This window comes from Flagellimonas cixiensis (genome assembly GCF_042134615.1).
Taxonomy (GTDB): domain Bacteria; phylum Bacteroidota; class Bacteroidia; order Flavobacteriales; family Flavobacteriaceae; genus Flagellimonas; species Flagellimonas cixiensis.
This window is the reverse complement of sequence record NZ_CP169639.1, coordinates 1,029,562-1,045,548: the sequence shown is the minus strand read 5'-3', so window position 1 is coordinate 1,045,548 and position 15,987 is coordinate 1,029,562. Positions and strand designations below refer to the sequence as shown.

Below are 15,987 nucleotides of genomic sequence, written 5' to 3'. Positions count from 1 at the left end.
TCATGAAAACAAATCACCTACTCGCTTTTTTGGTTGTTTTTGCCACTTTATCTTCGTGTAAGCAGAAAACCGCAACTAAAACCACTCAGCCCATATCTATGAAAAAGAAAGAAGTAGTTTACCAGGTTTTTACCCGATTGTTCGGGAATACAAACACGACCAACAAACCCTGGGGAACCATAGCGGAAAATGGTGTGGGTAAGTTTGCCGACTTTACCGATCAAGCACTTCAAGAAATAAAAGACTTGGGCGTTACCCATATTTGGTACACAGGGGTGCCGCACCATGCGGTGATCAACGATTATACGGCTTACGGAATTTCGAACGACGATCCAGATGTGGTGAAAGGACGGGCAGGCTCCCCCTATGCCGTTAAGGATTATTATAATGTGAACCCAGACTTGGCTCTGAACCCCGAAAATCGCTTGCAAGAATTTAAAGACCTTATAGAAAGAACCCATAAAGCAGGTCTAAAAGTAATCATCGATATTGTTCCCAACCATGTGGCCCGTAATTATGAAGGAGCGACCAACCCAGATGGAGTCTCCGATTTTGGAGCTGCCGATGATACCGCCAAGGAATACGATGTAAATAATAATTTCTATTACATTCCCGGTGAAGCCTTTAAAGTTCCTGATTGGCAAGATGGTTATTTGCCCTTGGGGGGAGATAAAAACCCTCTAGCAGATGCCAAATTTGAGGAAAACCCGGCCAAATGGACCGGAAATGGTTCCCGATTGGCGCAACCACATTTTAATGATTGGTACGAAACCGTAAAAATAAACTATGGTGTTCGGCCAGATGGCACCAAAGATTTTGATAAGTTGCCCGAGCCCTATCGAAATATGGATTATAAGGCACATTTTGAATTTTGGAAGGACAAAACATTGCCCGACTCTTGGAATAAATTCACGGATATTGCACTGTATTGGTTGGATTTTGGTGTAGATGGCTTCCGTTTTGATATGGCTGAAATGGTGCCTGTTGAATTCTGGAGCTATATGAATTCCAGCATCAAAATGAAAAATCCAGATGCATTTTTATTGGCAGAAGTGTACAACCCAAGTTTATATCGAGATTACATCCATTTGGGAAAAATGGATTACCTATACGATAAAGTTGAACTTTACGATAGCATCAAGCACATCATGAAGGGATATGGTTGGACCGATCATATTCCCGTGGTTCAACGAGGTATGGAGGATATTGAACACCATATGCTTCACTTTTTGGAAAATCACGACGAGCAACGTATAGCGAGTCCCGATTTTGCGGGTGACGCACAACTTGCCAAACCTGCAATGGTAGTATCGGCAACTTTAAGTACTTCCCCAACCATGATTTATTTTGGGCAAGAAGTTGGAGAACCAGGCGCCGAAGATGCTGGTTTTGGAAAACCGACACGAACTTCCATTTTTGATTATATCGGCGTGCCCCATCATCAACGATGGTTGAACAATAAAAAGTTTGATGGAGGCCAATTAAATGCGGAGGAAAAGGGGCTTCGTGATTTTTACAAACGACTGCTCAATTTTACCATAAAAAGCGATGCTTTGATGGGGGAGTATCAAGAAATTCACTTTTATAACAAGGATAACACAGAGGGCTACGACCATAGAGTACTTTCCTATGTTCGATGGAGTCCAGAGGAGAAACTCATTGTGGTTTCCAATTTTGATGCCGAGAAAAATTATGCCTTCGATTTAAAACTTCCTGAAGATGTGGTGTCCAAATGGAATCTAGCGGATGGAGAATATACCTTGGAAGATGAATTGTACGCTAAAGAAAAGCCCAAACTTCAAATAAAAGAGGGAAAAGGTCAATTTAAGGTAGAACTGGCACCTTTACAATCCTATATTTTTAGTATAACAGAATAATCCTGAATTAAATAAGGTGAAGTGGAATTTGAAGGATGATTCCTGTTGCTTAATTTCATTTTCAAATTGTATTTTTAGCAACCAACTAACAACCATAAAAAATGAGAAACTTACTTGTAACTTTAACTGCCATTATATGTTTAACAAGTTGTGAAATGACCAATTCTAAACCTTTGGTAATCGGACATAGGGGGGCCATGGGCCACGAAACCGAAAATACTTTGGCCTCTATCCAAAAAGCCATGGATTTGGGTGTGGACATGATTGAAATAGACGTGTTTAAAATTGAAAGCGGAGAAATCGTGGTTTTTCATGATGACACGGTAGATAGACTGGCCAATGCAAGTGGTCCCTTGGAACTTTTCAATATTGTAGACCTAAAAAAATTGACCTTGGATGGCGGTCACAAAATTCCGATGCTACAAGATGTCTTAAGGCTAATTGATAATAAAGTGGCTTTGAACATCGAGTTAAAAGGAGATGACACTGCCGATAGGGTTAATTTTATTGTTTCAAGTTATATTCAAAGGCAAGGATGGTCTCCGGAAAATTTTATTATTTCCAGTTTCAAATGGAACGAGTTGGAAGATATGCGTGAATACAACGACAGTATACAAATCGCAGTGCTGACCAGTGAAGACCCCTTAAAGGCCATAACCAAAGCAAAAGAGCTTAAAGCAACGGCCATTAACCCTCAATTTGAATCGTTGACACAGGAGAATGTAAGCCAAATTCATAAAGAAGGCCTTAAGGTGTATACCTGGACGGTAAACGAACCCGCTGACATCGAAAAGATGAAATCATTTGGGGTGGATGGGATTATCACCAATTATCCAGAAAGGGTGAACTAATGTTCGATGTAATCATTGTTGGAGGCGGTGCGGCCGGTTTTTATGGAGCCATTCATATAGCCGAGCAAGCGCCACATCTTAACATTGCCATTTTTGAACGAGGTAAAACCGTTCTGTCCAAAGTTAAGGTATCAGGAGGTGGTCGGTGCAACGTAACCCATGGAGAGTTCATGCCAAAAGAACTGACCACGAATTATCCAAGGGGAGAAAAAGAGCTTTTGGGCCCTTTCCATAAATATGCCCCTATGGATGTCATGTCCTTTTTTGAAGAAAGAGGAGTCTCTTTAAAGATTGAAGAAGACGGTCGCGTATTTCCAAAAAGTGATTCATCTCAATCCATTATCGATTGTTTGGTAGGTGAGACTGTACGCTTAGGGGTGAATATCCTCAAAAATAGTTCGGTAAAGCAAATTACAAAGGTGGATGACGGGTGGCAAATTACCACCATGAACAAACATTATCAAACCAAAAAATTATTGTTGGCCACGGGGAGTAATCCCAAAATTTGGAACATTTTGGAAGGCTTGGGTCATAAAATTGTTCCACCCGTTCCTTCCCTGTTCACATTCAATATAAAGGATGAAAGAATTGATGGTATTCCCGGGATAAGCACTAATGCCGAAGTTGAGGTGCTGCCCAAGAAAACTTTCATGGTGGATAAAAAAGCCCTAAATCTTAAAAGTAAGGTAAATCAAGATGTTGTTTTGTACTCTGATGGCCCTTTATTGATTACGCACTGGGGATTGAGTGGTCCGGCCATTTTAAAACTTTCTGCGTGGGGGGCCAATCTATTGCACGACTACCAGTATAATTTTAGAATCAAGGTAAATTGGTTGCCCGATTATTCAACCGAATCCATGGAAGCTTACCTAAGGGAAGTAAAACAAAAGGAACCTAAAAAAACAGTTTTTAGAACCCAAGCCGTGGACTTGCCCAATCGACTGTGGAAAAAATTGGTCGCAGGAGCCCAAATTTTGCCCGAAGAACGCTGGGCAGACTTGACCAAACAAAAGCTGCATGACTTGGCACATCAACTTACGGCCTGTTCTTTTAAAGTAGATGGGAAAAGCACCTTTAAAGAAGAATTTGTTACAGCAGGCGGGATTGATTTAAAGGAAATTGACTTTAAAACTTTCCAAAGCAAAATATACCCTGACCTTTATTTTGCTGGAGAAATCATCAATGTAGACGCGATTACCGGTGGATTTAATTTCCAAAATGCCTGGACAGGAGCCTATCTGGCCGCCCAATCTATTGCTTCATCCCTTTAATTACTGTAAAATAATAGCAATGATGGCAGCAATCGTAGCTCCCAAAACTGGTCCAACAATAGGAATCCAAGAATATGCCCAACCTTTATCTGCTTTATCTTTAATAGGAACCAAGGCATGTACAATTCGTGGGCCCATATCACGTGCAGGATTGATGGCGTAACCGGTTAACCCTCCCAAGGAAAGTCCAATACTCCAAACAATAAAAGCTACAGGAAGAGCTCCAAGTGAACCAAGACCAATTATGGTATTGTCCGTGGAAATTGTAGCATCTGTAAAAAATAACACCGCAAAAATGAGCACAAAGGTTCCCACGATTTCAGAACCAAGATTTAGCATGGTATTTGGAATAGCTGGCGAAGTGCAGAAAACAGCTCGTTTTAATTCACCATCATTAGTAGCCTCAAAATGCTTTTTATTGATAAGCCATACGGTAAACGCTCCACCAATCGCGCCAATAAACTGTGCCGCCACATACCCAGGAACTAAAGCCCAATCAAACTCGCCCGCAACGGCCAACCCAATGGATACCGCAGGATTGAGATGCGCTCCACTGTAGGGACCGGCAACCACAACACCCGTATAAACCGCTAAAGCCCATCCTGTGGTAATTACAATCCAGCCCGAATTGTTGCCGTAGGTATTTTGCAAACAAACATTGGCGTTTACGCCGCACCCTAAAACAATGAGTAGAAAAGTGCCTATAATTTCAGAAATAAAAGGAGTCATAAGTCAAAAATAAGTATGAAAGGAAATGTTATTCGGTTTCGGTCCAGAATTCCAAAGCTTTAATGGCTCGGTACCAACCCTTAATGTTTTTTTCGATGGTCTCTCGGTCTTCCGTTGGCGTAAAATGCACATCAGATTGCCATATATCCTGAATTTCAGCAGGATTCTCCCAGTAACCCACGGCCAATCCGGCCAAATAAGCCGCGCCCATCACAGTAGTCTCAACAATTTTGGGTCTAACCGTGGTAGTGTTCAACACATCAGCTTGAAACTGCATCAATAAATCGTTAACGGTAGCGCCTCCATCCACGCGAAGTTCTTTAATGGAAATTCCAGAATCAGCTTCCATTGCTTTTAAGATATCCATGGTTTGGTACGCAATGGATTCCAATGCGGCCCGTGCAATATGCGCATCGGTGCTTCCGCGGGTAAGTCCAAAAATGGTGCCTTGGGCATGTTGGTTCCAATGGGGTGCTCCGAGTCCAGCAAATGCAGGCACAAAATACACACCATCCGAACTATCAACCGAAGTGGCCAATTGTTCTACTTGGGACGATTTTTTAATAATGCCCAATCCATCCCGCAACCATTGCACTACGGCTCCAGCAATAAAAATACTTCCTTCAAGGGCGTAGTGTGTCTTTCCATTGATTTTCCAAGCTACCGTGGTTAAAAGGTTGTTTTCGGAAATAATGGGTTTTTCACCAATGTTCATCAACATAAAACAGCCTGTGCCGTAGGTATTTTTTACCATCCCTTTTTGGGTGCACATTTGCCCGAACAAAGCAGCTTGCTGGTCACCGGCAATCCCCGCAATCGGAATTTTAGAGGCAAAGAAATTTGGGCAGGTATTCCCATAAACCTCACTGGATTGTTTTACCTGTGGAAGCATACTTTTGGGAATTGTAAACAGTTCCAGTAATTCGTCATCCCATTCCATCGTATTGATGTTGAACAACATGGTGCGGCAGGCATTGGTTACATCGGTAATATGGAGCTTGCCCTCGGTCATTTTCCAAATCAACCAAGAATCTATGGTTCCGAGTACCAAATCCCCGTCCTCGGCCTTTTCACGAGCACCTTCCACATGATCTAAAATCCATTTTACTTTGGTGGCCGAAAAATAGGAGTCGATGACCAATCCCGTTTTTTCTCGAATCATTACCGATTTACCATCCTTTTTTAAGGTGTCGCAATAATCGGCAGTACGTTTGTCTTGCCAAACTATGGCATTATACACAGGCTGACCTGTATTTTTGTCCCAAACCACTACGGTTTCACGCTGATTGGTAATTCCTATGGCCGCCAATTGGTCGGCTTTCAGTCCTTTTTTACTTACCACTTCGGCTGCGACCCCAGCTTGGGTAGACCAAATTTCATCGGGATCATGTTCCACCCATCCAGGTTGAGGAAATATTTGGGTGAATTCTTTTTGGGCAATGGAAATAATAGTCCCTTTTTTGTCAAAAATTACGGCACGGGAACTCGTGGTGCCTTGGTCCAAGGCAAGGATATATTGGTTCATTTTGGTAATTTATGTGCGCTTGAATTTAATAAATTTAATCTGAGTAACAGTGAGCTAATTATGGAGAAAAGATTTGTTGCCCTTTTAAGGGGAATTAATGTTGGTGGTCAAAAGAAAATTAAAATGGCAGATTTGAAAGCAATTTTGGAAGCTTCCGGCCTGCAAAATGTGAGCACCTACATTCAAAGTGGAAATGTTGTTTTTGAATGTGAGGAGCAGGAAAAATCAAAAATTGAACAATTAATTTTTACCACTATCCAAAAGCATTACGGTTTTGAAGTGCCTACATTGGTATTGAAGGCCACAGAAATTGATTCAATAATTAAGAACAATCCTTTTAAGGGTAAGGCGGAGGACAACAATTTATATTTTGTGCTCCCCAAACAAGAACCTGACTCAGATTTAACCGTGGAATTCAATCTATTAAATTTTGAACATGAAGATTTTCTTGTTTCGGATAATTGTGTCTATTTACTGTGTAAAAAGGGATATGGGAAGGCGAAACTCAACAATAACTTGATTGAGAAAAAATTGAAAGTGGAAGCTACCACCCGTAATTTAAAGACGATGCAAAAACTATTGGAAATGGTGTAAATGAATTGATGTAACCTTGAGTTTGGCCGTGAACTTGAGTTTTCTAAGGATTTAACTCCCAAATTTTATAGTTCAGCGCGGCAGCAAAGGCTACCCAGAGTAGATAGGGGACCATCATAAATGCAGCAGCTTTGCTAATGACCCTGAACCATTTGATGGTCAATATGATCATGGTCAACAATGCTAAGATTACGATCATTCCGCCAAAGGGGTTTTTCAAACCGAAAAAAACTATGCTCCAAAGGGCATTCAACAATAATTGAAAAACAAAATGGTACAAAGCTGTTTTTACCCAAATATGGTGGTATCCCTTGGACCAAACCACACCAGCCGAAACACCCATTAATGTGTACAAGAGAGTCCATACTGGAGCAAAAAGTTCATTTGGTGGGGTAAAGGAAGGTTTGTTCAGTGTTACGTACCAGTCGTTTACAGAACTTTGCGTGGCTATGCCAGATAAAAAGCCTATTACTAGACAAACAGCAACACTTATCGCTATATATACAATTCTTTTTTTCATGGTTGGCGCAACTTTGACTAAAATAATAATTTATTTCAATCCAATTCCCTGAATGTGGCCTGCTCCGTATATTTGCCCAAACATCCTTGGTATGACAGAACAAGATTTTTTGCCCAAATCCTATTCCAATTTTCCAAATTCTGGTTCGGTTACTTGGAAGGCGCCCAGTAATATCGCTTTGGTGAAATATTGGGGTAAAAAACCAGTTCAGATTCCTGCAAACCCATCTGTCAGTTTTACTTTGGATACCTGTGCAACCACCACCACAATGTCTTTTGAAAAGAAAAAAGAAGAGGAAAACTTCTCTTTCGATTTGTTGTTTGAGGGAAAACTGAGGGAAGATTTTAAGCCTAAAATCCATACATTTTTTGAACGTGTGGAAAAATATCTTCCATTTTTAAAGCAGTACCATTTTCAGATTAAAACCTCCAATTCCTTTCCACACAGCAGTGGAATTGCATCATCTGCCAGTGGCATGGCTGCCCTTTCCATGTGTTTAATGGATATTGAAAAGCAGCTAAATCCTGAAATTGAAGAAGATTTGTTTTATGCGAAGGCATCTTTTTTGGCCCGATTGGGTTCAGGAAGTGCCTGTAGAAGCGTTAAAGGAGATTTGGTGCAATGGGGCGCCCATCAAAATATTCCAAACAGTTCCGATGAATTTGGAGTTCCATATCCGTTTGAAGTGCATGACGTATTTAAAAGTTATTGCGATACCATTCTTTTGGTACATAAAGGGGAAAAACAGGTGAGCAGTACGGTGGGTCACAACTTAATGCATGGTCATCCGTATGCTACAACCAGGTTCAAACAGGCGTTTGATCATTTGGATGCATTGATTCCAATTTTTGAACAAGGGGATTTGGAAGGCTTTATCAAAATAGTGGAGAGCGAGGCTTTGACCTTGCATGCCATGATGATGACCAGCATGCCCTATTTTATTTTGATGAAACCCAATACCTTGGAAATCATCAACAAGATTTGGGAATATCGTGAAACAACCCAGGTTCCCGTTTGTTTTACTTTGGATGCTGGCGCCAATGTTCATGTGTTGTATCCTGAAGAACACAAAAAAGAAGTTTTAAAATTTATAGCTGAAGAATTGGCCCAATATTGTGAAAACGGTCAATATATCAACGACCAAGTAGGAAAGGGCGCTGTTAAAATAAAGGGTTAAAAATGAACAGCTAAGCCATTTTTTTGCGTTATTTGCCTAGAATTTTGACAACAATACAGGATTTTACAGATCAAATGGTTTTGTTTATCGATTTTGATTAAAAATCAAACAAAATAGTTTGTATCTTAGCAATAGCATATGAAAGGTCCACTATTTTATTCCAAGATTTTACTTTTCGGAGAGTATGGTATCATAAAAGACTCCAAAGGGCTTTCCATACCGTACAACTTTTTTAAGGGAGCCTTGAAATCGGATAAAAACGATTCCGAAATGGCCCGCAACTCGAACAAGAGCCTTAAGGGTTTTGCCAAATATTTGAGAAATTTAGAGCAAGAAGAGGAGAACTTGGTTTCTTTTGATTTGGTTGCTTTGGAAACAGATATCGACAATGGAATGTATTTTGATAGTTCCATTCCCCAAGGATATGGAGTAGGAAGTAGTGGTGCTTTGGTCGCTGCCATTTATGATCGCTACGCCAACGATAAAATCACTGTTTTGGAAAACCTTACCCGTGATAAATTGTTATTGTTGAAGAAGATTTTCGGTAGGATGGAGTCCTTTTTCCACGGAAAATCTTCTGGTTTGGATCCCTTGAACAGTTATTTGAGTCTACCCATCTTGATCAACTCACAAGATAATATTGAATCTACCAGTATTCCTTCCCAAAATACCGAAGGAAAGGGAGCTGTGTTCTTGCTGGATAGTGGCATCACTGGAGAAACTGCTCCTATGGTTCAGATTTTCATGGAAAAAATGAAGCAAGAAGGATTCAGAAATATGGTAAAAGACCAATTTGTGAAGCATACAGATGCTTGCGTGGAAGATTTTTTGAGCGGCAATGTAAAATCGCTTTTCGGAAATCTAAAACAACTTTCACACGTGGTGTTTGATCACTTCAAGCCTATGATTCCTTCCAAATTCCATCAGCTATGGCAACAAGGAATAGAAACCAACGACTATTACCTTAAGTTATGTGGTTCTGGCGGTGGTGGATATATTTTGGGCTTCACCCAAGATCTTGAAAAAGCGAAAACTGCCCTTAAAGGCCACAAATTGGAAGTGGTCTACAACTTCTAAAAAAAGCTATTCATGCTAAGCAGAAAAAACAAACTCTTGCTGTTTAAGCTATTGAGTCTGTTCTCTGTGGTTCGTGGCTACAATATTTTGGTGATTACATTGGCCCAATATCTGGCCTCCATTTATATTTTGGCACCCGATACACCTTTGCGCGATGTGGTTTTGGACCTCAACCTTTTTTTAATCGTAACAGCTTCGGCCTTGACCATTGCCAGTGGTTACATCATCAATAATTTTTACGATGCGGAGAAGGACTTGATCAACAAACCCACCAAAAGTATGCTCGACCGCTTGGTGAGTCAACGGTTTAAGTTGACTACCTATTTTATTTTGAATTTTGTGGCTGTTTTTGCCGCCAGTTATATTTCGTTTAGAGCAGTACTATTCTTTTCGGCCTATATTTTTGGCATTTGGATATACTCCCACAAGCTCAAACGGATCCCTCTCATCGGAAATTTGGTTTCCTCCACCTTGGCCATCGCACCTTTTTTTGTGGTATTTGTGTACTATGGTAATTTTCAAACCGTGATTTTTGTGCATGCCATTTTCCTCTTTTTATTGATTTTGGCTCGCGAAATGATTAAGGATTTGGAAAGTATGCCAGGTGATGTCGCCCAAAATTACAAGACCATACCCATAATTTACGGACCAAAAACCTCAAAAACAATAATCGGATTGCTGATTGTACTCACCTTGATTCCCGCATTGTTGCTCATTAAAACCTTTGATGTGGGCTATATGTACCTCTACTTTTCCGGCTGTATTCTGCTATTGGTGCTTTTTTTGGTTTTACTATGGAAGGCCGAGGCAAAGAAGCATTATGTATGGCTGCATAACATTCTCAAATTCATTATTGTGGCTGGTGTTTTAAGTATTTTATTGATTGATGTTGATGTGGTATTGAACAGAATTTTGTAATTCTTTGTGCTTTAGGTTTTTTGGAACTTAAAAAGAGTACATTTGCAAAAAATTACGACTGATGGCGAAATCAGACAACAACAGAGGCAGAAGACCTGCAAGACCTACCCGAGGGGGTAATTCACAAAAACCGTTTGGGAAGAATTTTTCTTCAAGACCAAAGCCCAAACAAAATGCACCCCAGAAAAAATCCAATCCCGATGAGATTCGATTGAACCGCTATATTGCCAATGCGGGGATTTGTTCGCGTAGAGAGGCCGATACCTATATTGCAGCCGGGAATGTGACCGTAAATGGGAAACCTGTTACCGAAATGGGGTATAAGGTAAAACGCTCCGATGATGTTCGTTTTGATGGCAAACGCCTAAGTTTGGAGAAAAAAGAATACATTCTTTTGAACAAACCCAAGAACTTTATCACCACAACTAGTGATGAAAAGGGTAGGAGAACCGTGATGGAATTGATCAGCAGTGCCACAAAAAACCGTTTAATGCCCGTTGGCCGATTGGACAGGAACACCACAGGACTGTTATTGTTCACCAATGATGGCGACCTTACCAAAAAATTGACCCACCCAAAACATGGGGTACGTAAGATTTATCATGTGCATTTGGACAATCCGCTAAGTCTTCGTGATCTTCACCAAATTGAAGAGGGTCTGGAACTGGAAGATGGACCGATTAATGTGGACAGTATCAGTTTTATTCAAGGGGCTCCTAAACGTGAATTGGGGATAGAAATTCACAGTGGACGTAACCGCATTGTGCGCCGTATTTTTGAGCATTTGGGCTACCAAGTAACTAAACTGGATCGGGTAATTTTTGCTGGACTTACCAAAAAGGATTTGCCTAGAGGCCATTGGCGACATTTGACTGAGCAGGAAGTGATTAATTTGAAGAATATTAAGTAGGGAAGGTAGGTGTTAAATTGTCTCTGCAATTATCGTCTTGATAAAAAACGTAGGGAATAAAAAGCAACACACTTTCCTTGACCTACAAGCCAAGACCTTCCGATAGCTATCGGAACTAAATTTAATTATTCTTGGCGGACTTGCAAGAATCCACTGAGCTTTCGGATTGCCGATAAGCCCTATGTTTATTTATCTTCTGTTATCAATAGTTACTTTCGTTTTAGAGATTTTATCATGCCACCCTTTTTTATCGAATAAAAAAGAAAGTGGTTCAAATGGAATAAATCTTGAAATAGTTCTTAAAAATATTGATTCGAATCGATTTTTTTCACAACTAACAAAGGACTTGTTATGAAGTTTGCCAATTGTTTGACTAAAAATTAACTCAAAAAGGAAGTAATATATGAACATCAGTAATGCTAAAATTAGGGTTGGATTTGAATAGAGAAATTCAAACCTAAATTCGATGATCTCTTTCGGGTGTATAAAAAAAGGGTTAACAAGAATTAAGTATAGAGGCACTAAGTGTAGAATATCTAGTAACCAATTCTTTAATCTCCCGAACTTACTTACTGAATTGGTCTTTTTAGTAGATTCAGTTTTTCTACAATAGAATCCAAAATGAATTACTGTAGCTATCAGAAATGCAACAATCAATATTCGTTCAAATGAAAAACTGAGGAATGAAGTTAAACTCTCGTGTAAATTAGCTAAGCTAAGTCCTACTAAAAAAAACAATGTTTTTAAGCAATAATAGTAAGTAGGGTAAAGAAATTTATCTGAGAAAACAACTTTTCGATTCTTAATACATTCAAAGACGCCAAGAATCAGAAATATAAGGGCGAAATAGTTAAAAAGCCTTCTAATGAGGTAACTAATATCATAAATACTTGGTAAAGAAAGATCTACTATCCAGTTCGGTGTGGAAAAATTTTTGATTGTAAATATCAATGATAAAACACCTTTGGTTATTAGTAATACTAAAACGATATTTCTACTACTCATTATGCCTCCTAATTATTGCTAACTATTAAGCTAAACGTCGTTTTAATGACGCTTTAGCGACAGATAATTGAAGTTAAATTTTTTATGGATAAAATTCACCTTCAATTGATAAATACCCCTTTTGGGTTGATGGATGAAGTTTTTATTTGGGTTTATTACACCAATAAAATTTCTCCTTCGAGTCCAACCCAAATCGAAATTGTTTTTCGGCAGAAAAAGAAGAAACAAAATCCTCTTCGGTAACTTGAAAGCCCATTTTTGCTAATCTTTCCTTATAATCTTGTCCATACCACCGCACATGGTCTTTTTGTCCAAATGCCTTAAGCCTCCCTTTTTTGGAAGTGATGGAAAAATCTTCGAAGGTATGTTCCCTGTTATAATCCAATGGAACTTGAAAAATACCTGCACCCCCTGGTTTCATTACCCTATACAATTCACTCATGGCTAGGTGGTCGTTTTCGATATGCTCCAAAACATGATTGCACAATATGAAATCGAAATGGTTGTCCTCAAATGGAATTTCAGTGATATCGACCTGATGAATTTTTACCTTTCCCCCATATTTATAAAGGTCAGGATAGAGGTCACATGGATGGTACTCCAAATTTTCCAAAGCCGAAAATGATTCATAAAAAGCCTTGGCCGGTGCAAAGTGGAGTAAACGGATGGTCTGTTCAAGCAAATTTTTATCCTGAATATATTTCCAGATGAGCCGATGACGTTCAAGGGATCCGCAATTATGGCATTGTGCATTTTGTCTGTTCTGTTTTCCAAAGACACCGAATTCTCGGTAGGTTGCATTGCAGATGCAGCATACAACTTTGTCTCCTTTAAACTGTTTTTCTTTTCTTCTTTTACGAACTTCTTTTAAAGAAAAAATGGGTGGATTCTTCATATCTCAAAACAATTGAAAAATGAAGATCAGGAAAATGTGTTGTTGGCAAAGTCCCTAATTGACGAATGCCCCTTTTGGGTTGATGGATATTGATTTATGAGGCTCCCATGCCGTTTCTAAAAACTATAGATATGCTTAAAAGATATAGTATCAATGACATAATTAGAGCTAATCCGAGTCCCCAGAGGATTCTGTAAATTTTTCTACTGTTGCTTAATTTCCAAATAATGGGAATTGTGAACAATGGTGTAAAAGGAATTGCGAACCATAGTATTTGTCCCACGATATCCAAATTATTTTTAAATATGAATTACTTTAATTAGAAATATACAACTCATACACCTCATCCAATTGCTTGCTTTTAAACTCACCATCCTCTATTCGCTTGGCCAGCGCTTTGTTATCGCTGAAATAGGTTGAGGCTGCGTTTCTGAAACTTTTTTCGTGCCCAATTTGAAAACCTGACATTTGGGCTGTTATATAGGTTACCACATCCTCGCTGGGTCGCCTAAAATAATAGCCAATACCCGTGAATCCCACTTGACCAGAACTGGATATATTAAAATCTCCATCATTATCAATCTTGTATCGTTGCCCTGCGGTGTAATAATTCAATTTTTTATCGGCCCTGGCCAGTAACAACCAGCCTTTCTTTTTGGTGATATTCGTGTATAGTTCTCCATTCTTACGGGTCAATTGCATTTTTATGGCGTTTCTTTCCAAGACATATTGGGTGCCATCGTCCAATGTAAAAATGATGTGCTTTAGATCATCGCTTTTAATTTTAGTGGGGTTCTCTTGTTCGGAACTTTTGAAACTTACCATTTTCTGGTTTCCGTTTGGAACTTTGGCAAATCCTATTTGCGTAGAGCCATTGGCAAAAATAATTTCTGCCTTGTAGTACGATTGGCCATACACAATGGTACCCAGTAAAAAGGCGAGCATAAACAGACTATACTTCATGACTTTAAAGAATTAATTATTGTGCAACCTCAATTGGTGTTGCATTGTTTTTCCGTAAGATCATAAAATAGTTGAGGTCACGACTCGCCCAATTGACGAATGCCCCATATGGATTGATGGTTGGGGTAAAACAAAAAACGGCTTGATTTTTACATCAAACCGTTTGTAGCGTATTTCGAAGCGTTGTTAAACAAAACTGATTCCCTGTTTGGCGCAAATCTCTGCCACTTTGCCAAAATCCGGTGGCCCGGGAGGCAACTTTGCCAATTCGGCAAACATATCTTCTATCCCCGCAGGAAAAGCACTTGCTATTATTTGGGCTTTTTCAGTGCCCACAACGGTCCAAGCATGTGGCACATCCCTTGGCGCAAAGGCAACATCTCCAGCCTTTAATAAAGTGGTCTTTCCACCAACCATAATCTCTACCTCTCCTTTGACCACCCTAAAAATTTCATCTTCTTTGGTATGAATATGAGGGGGAATGCCAACACCGGGTTCCACATTGCTCACCCATTCCACAATTTGGTTCCCAGTATCTTTTCCAGATATTTTATGGGTTTGTACATCTCCAATGACATGGAGTACATTACCTTCGGTTTCCTTTATTATTTTAGGGTCGTTGGTCGATGTAACATTGTTTTTTGAAGCACGGTTTTGCCCCTGAATCAATCCTGGCATAAGGGCCAACCCTAATCCCATACCAGAGGTTTTGATAAATTTTTTTCTGTCCATAATTAAAGTTTACCACAAATTAGGCCTACAAGCCTATTAGGTGCAATGTGAAAACCTCGGTAAATCCCTAGATTATGGGCGCTACTAACTATTTCTAAGGGCAGAAGGGGTAATTCCTGTATGGGTCTTGAAGAAATAACTGAAATAATCGGGGGAAGTAAAACCCAATTCAAAGCTGATTTCTTTAATGGTCTTGCTGGAAAATTTTAAGGCGTGTCTGGAGCGCATCAGCAGTTGCTCTATAATAATGGTTTTAGAGCCTACATTCAGTACTTCCCTCACACACTCATTTAAATATTTTGGCGATATATTCAGCAAGTCGGCATAGTGGGCTACTTCATGATATTTGTATACATGTTTGTCCACCAACGATTTAAAGTTGTAGACCACATTGGTTTTGGAGCCGTTATTGGAGGCTATGGATTTAATATTGCACTGCCCGTCGCAATACACAAAAAAGGTATTCAACAACGAAAGTATCGCATCGTCTTTATGGTTAAGTTGAGACCCCAGCAGCTCATCGATCATTTCTAAAATGGACTGGGTTCTTTTTTCGATACCTGGGCTCAATTTAAACAATGGAATTTCACCACCATTAAAAATTCGGACTTGATTGATATGGAGGTTGCTTAGCAACGGGTTATTCAGTACTTCTGGGTTTAGGTACAACACATAACCGCAAGAAGAGCTATTGTTATTTTTAATAACCTTCCATTGATTTTTTGGATTTAAAAAATAAATGGAGTTGGACACATTTTTGTACTGCACGTGGTCAATCTCAATGGCATCGACCTCATTTTTTATCCAACATACCGCATAATCATTAGCCCTTTCTTTTTGGGTCGTTTCATGTATTATTTGTGCAATGTTGATAGCGTCTGGATTCATGTCTGACCAATACCACAACAATTGAGGCATTGTTTATTTGGTTGATATTCATTTG

The 15,987-nt window shown here is 39.5% G+C and carries 15 protein-coding genes; 8 read left to right on the top strand and 7 right to left on the bottom strand.

Annotated features, from left to right (window positions below; all coding sequences use genetic code 11):
* Nucleotides 1-2 precede the first annotated feature (2 nt).
* The 3 genes from ABT310_RS04640 (at nt 3) to ABT310_RS04630 (ending at nt 3,999) form a co-directional block, all read left to right on the top strand.
* The gene (locus ABT310_RS04640) at nt 3-1,877 is read left to right on the top strand and encodes an alpha-amylase family protein (protein ID WP_375325579.1); all 1,875 of its coding nucleotides are present in this window, start codon (nt 3-5) and stop codon (nt 1,875-1,877) included.
* A 101-nt stretch (nt 1,878-1,978) separates the two neighbouring features.
* Nucleotides 1,979-2,728 carry a glycerophosphodiester phosphodiesterase gene (locus ABT310_RS04635; RefSeq protein ID WP_375325578.1) on the top strand — a complete coding sequence of 250 codons (750 nt, stop codon included), beginning with the start codon at nt 1,979-1,981 and terminating at the stop codon, nt 2,726-2,728.
* Nucleotides 2,728-3,999, top strand: a complete 1,272-nt coding sequence (locus ABT310_RS04630; protein WP_375325577.1) for an NAD(P)/FAD-dependent oxidoreductase — start codon at nt 2,728-2,730, stop codon at nt 3,997-3,999. The genes ABT310_RS04635 and ABT310_RS04630 overlap by 1 nt, the downstream gene beginning before the upstream one ends.
* On the opposite strand, the gene ABT310_RS04625 is transcribed toward ABT310_RS04630, so the two are convergent.
* Together ABT310_RS04625 and glpK are read right to left on the bottom strand one after the other, a co-directional pair.
* Nucleotides 4,000-4,728, bottom strand: coding sequence for an MIP/aquaporin family protein (locus tag ABT310_RS04625; RefSeq protein WP_375325576.1), 729 nt, complete (start codon nt 4,726-4,728; stop codon nt 4,000-4,002).
* Between the two features lie 28 nt (nt 4,729-4,756).
* On the bottom strand, nt 4,757-6,253 hold the full coding sequence (glpK, locus tag ABT310_RS04620) for a glycerol kinase GlpK (protein WP_375325575.1): 1,497 nt from the start codon (nt 6,251-6,253) through the stop codon (nt 4,757-4,759).
* Between the two features lie 60 nt (nt 6,254-6,313).
* Between glpK and ABT310_RS04615 the strand changes: the two genes are divergently transcribed.
* A complete protein-coding gene (locus ABT310_RS04615) occupies nt 6,314-6,847 on the top strand; it encodes a DUF1697 domain-containing protein (RefSeq protein ID WP_375325574.1) in 534 nt (177 codons plus the stop codon).
* A gap of 43 nt (nt 6,848-6,890) precedes the next feature.
* On the opposite strand, the gene ABT310_RS04610 is transcribed toward ABT310_RS04615, so the two are convergent.
* Nucleotides 6,891-7,367: a TspO/MBR family protein gene (locus ABT310_RS04610; RefSeq protein WP_375325573.1), complete on the bottom strand. Its 477-nt coding sequence runs from the start codon at nt 7,365-7,367 to the stop codon at nt 6,891-6,893.
* A gap of 91 nt (nt 7,368-7,458) precedes the next feature.
* Here ABT310_RS04610 and ABT310_RS04605 point away from each other — a divergent pair, with 91 nt between their 5' ends.
* The 4 genes from ABT310_RS04605 to ABT310_RS04590 all read left to right on the top strand — a co-directional run bounded on the left by ABT310_RS04605 (nt 7,459) and on the right by ABT310_RS04590 (nt 11,449).
* Nucleotides 7,459-8,544, top strand: coding sequence for a diphosphomevalonate/mevalonate 3,5-bisphosphate decarboxylase family protein (locus ABT310_RS04605; protein ID WP_375325572.1), 1,086 nt, complete (start codon nt 7,459-7,461; stop codon nt 8,542-8,544).
* Between the two features lie 138 nt (nt 8,545-8,682).
* The gene (locus ABT310_RS04600) at nt 8,683-9,621 is read left to right on the top strand and encodes a mevalonate kinase (RefSeq protein WP_375325571.1); all 939 of its coding nucleotides are present in this window, start codon (nt 8,683-8,685) and stop codon (nt 9,619-9,621) included.
* A 12-nt stretch (nt 9,622-9,633) separates the two neighbouring features.
* Entirely contained in the window at nt 9,634-10,539 is a 906-nt protein-coding gene (locus ABT310_RS04595) for a geranylgeranylglycerol-phosphate geranylgeranyltransferase (RefSeq protein ID WP_375325570.1), read from the top strand.
* Between the two features lie 61 nt (nt 10,540-10,600).
* Nucleotides 10,601-11,449 carry a pseudouridine synthase gene (locus ABT310_RS04590; protein WP_375325569.1) on the top strand — a complete coding sequence of 283 codons (849 nt, stop codon included), beginning with the start codon at nt 10,601-10,603 and terminating at the stop codon, nt 11,447-11,449.
* 1,147 nt (nt 11,450-12,596) lie between these two features.
* Here the strand turns inward: ABT310_RS04590 and ABT310_RS04585 are convergent.
* The 4 genes from ABT310_RS04585 to ABT310_RS04570 all read right to left on the bottom strand — a co-directional run bounded on the left by ABT310_RS04585 (nt 12,597) and on the right by ABT310_RS04570 (nt 15,962).
* Nucleotides 12,597-13,349: a class I SAM-dependent methyltransferase gene (locus ABT310_RS04585; RefSeq protein WP_375325568.1), complete on the bottom strand. Its 753-nt coding sequence runs from the start codon at nt 13,347-13,349 to the stop codon at nt 12,597-12,599.
* Between the two features lie 315 nt (nt 13,350-13,664).
* Nucleotides 13,665-14,312 (bottom strand): hypothetical protein, encoded by a 648-nt coding sequence (locus tag ABT310_RS04580; RefSeq protein WP_375325567.1) that lies wholly within the window; start codon nt 14,310-14,312, stop codon nt 13,665-13,667.
* A 186-nt stretch (nt 14,313-14,498) separates the two neighbouring features.
* On the bottom strand, nt 14,499-15,044 hold the full coding sequence (locus ABT310_RS04575; protein WP_375325566.1) for a cupin domain-containing protein: 546 nt from the start codon (nt 15,042-15,044) through the stop codon (nt 14,499-14,501).
* An 84-nt stretch (nt 15,045-15,128) separates the two neighbouring features.
* Nucleotides 15,129-15,962 (bottom strand): helix-turn-helix domain-containing protein, encoded by an 834-nt coding sequence (locus ABT310_RS04570; RefSeq protein WP_375325565.1) that lies wholly within the window; start codon nt 15,960-15,962, stop codon nt 15,129-15,131.
* Between the last annotated feature and the right edge of the window lie 25 nt (nt 15,963-15,987).

Bases quoted from the DNA above. Each gene is read 5' to 3' on its own strand.
- ABT310_RS04640 (WP_375325579.1), top strand. From the start codon at position 3: ATGAAAACAAATCACCTACTCGCTTTTTTGGTTGTTTTTGCCACTTTA.
- ABT310_RS04635 (WP_375325578.1), top strand. From the start codon at position 1,979: ATGAGAAACTTACTTGTAACTTTAACTGCCATTATATGTTTAACAAGT.
- ABT310_RS04630 (WP_375325577.1), top strand. From the start codon at position 2,728: ATGTTCGATGTAATCATTGTTGGAGGCGGTGCGGCCGGTTTTTATGGA.
- ABT310_RS04625 (WP_375325576.1), bottom strand. From the start codon at position 4,728: ATGACTCCTTTTATTTCTGAAATTATAGGCACTTTTCTACTCATTGTT.
- glpK (WP_375325575.1), bottom strand. From the start codon at position 6,253: ATGAACCAATATATCCTTGCCTTGGACCAAGGCACCACGAGTTCCCGT.
- ABT310_RS04615 (WP_375325574.1), top strand. From the start codon at position 6,314: ATGGAGAAAAGATTTGTTGCCCTTTTAAGGGGAATTAATGTTGGTGGT.
- ABT310_RS04610 (WP_375325573.1), bottom strand. From the start codon at position 7,367: ATGAAAAAAAGAATTGTATATATAGCGATAAGTGTTGCTGTTTGTCTA.
- ABT310_RS04605 (WP_375325572.1), top strand. From the start codon at position 7,459: ATGACAGAACAAGATTTTTTGCCCAAATCCTATTCCAATTTTCCAAAT.
- ABT310_RS04600 (WP_375325571.1), top strand. From the start codon at position 8,683: ATGAAAGGTCCACTATTTTATTCCAAGATTTTACTTTTCGGAGAGTAT.
- ABT310_RS04595 (WP_375325570.1), top strand. From the start codon at position 9,634: ATGCTAAGCAGAAAAAACAAACTCTTGCTGTTTAAGCTATTGAGTCTG.
- ABT310_RS04590 (WP_375325569.1), top strand. From the start codon at position 10,601: ATGGCGAAATCAGACAACAACAGAGGCAGAAGACCTGCAAGACCTACC.
- ABT310_RS04585 (WP_375325568.1), bottom strand. From the start codon at position 13,349: ATGAAGAATCCACCCATTTTTTCTTTAAAAGAAGTTCGTAAAAGAAGA.
- ABT310_RS04580 (WP_375325567.1), bottom strand. From the start codon at position 14,312: ATGAAGTATAGTCTGTTTATGCTCGCCTTTTTACTGGGTACCATTGTG.
- ABT310_RS04575 (WP_375325566.1), bottom strand. From the start codon at position 15,044: ATGGACAGAAAAAAATTTATCAAAACCTCTGGTATGGGATTAGGGTTG.
- ABT310_RS04570 (WP_375325565.1), bottom strand. From the start codon at position 15,962: ATGCCTCAATTGTTGTGGTATTGGTCAGACATGAATCCAGACGCTATC.